1 protein-coding gene and 1 pseudogene are annotated in these 522 nt (G+C 43.1%); one reads left to right on the top strand and one right to left on the bottom strand.

Going from position 1 to position 522, the window contains the following annotated elements:
• Nucleotides 1-354, top strand: a 354-nt coding sequence (locus tag ACTHUR_RS18105; protein WP_440400136.1) for a hypothetical protein, incomplete at its 5' end; no start/stop codon positions are given.
• A gap of 72 nt (nt 355-426) precedes the next feature.
• On the opposite strand, the pseudogene ACTHUR_RS18100 reads toward ACTHUR_RS18105, so the two are convergent.
• A pseudogene (locus ACTHUR_RS18100) lies at nt 427-522 on the bottom strand (DUF4189 domain-containing protein); the annotation flags it as partial.

Raw genomic sequence — 522 nt, 5'->3', positions numbered from 1 at the left:
GAGCTGACCAGTATCAAACATGTCTGCATCATTCAAAATGCAAAAGTAAGACCGCATGATTTGGATCGTGCTTTGTCTAAAGCTTTGGCAAAACGCGGCATTGGTAGCACTATTGTGACAGCGGACAACCGCAGCAAACTGTATGATTCTTCTTGCCCGTATAACCTGCGTTACAAAACCAAAGGCAATGACGAAATCTTGCGTAAAGGCGTATTTGTGTTGCGAAGCACGAAGTATGCGGTTTCTACTGTCAGCTACTCTTTAAATGATGAAAACCACTTCCGAACCAATCCTGATTTGGTGAAACAGGCTGAAGGTGTTGTGGCCAAATTGTTGGAAAAAAACAGCAAATAAAAGCCAGAATAAAAAACCGGCTTGCCGCGATATGGAGCATATCGGGCAAGCCGGTTTTGTTTTCAGACGGCCTTAAATGGATTTGATTTTTTCCCAAAGGGTTTTGACCGTACCTTGATAGTAGGTTTCGGAAGTGCAATAGACTGTTTCTAAAGCGCATTGTCCTTG

The sequence above is a fragment of the Neisseria sp. P0021.S007 genome (genome assembly GCF_051956855.1).
Note: the sequence above shows the minus strand (reverse complement) of the source record. Positions and strands in the feature narration are given on the sequence as shown.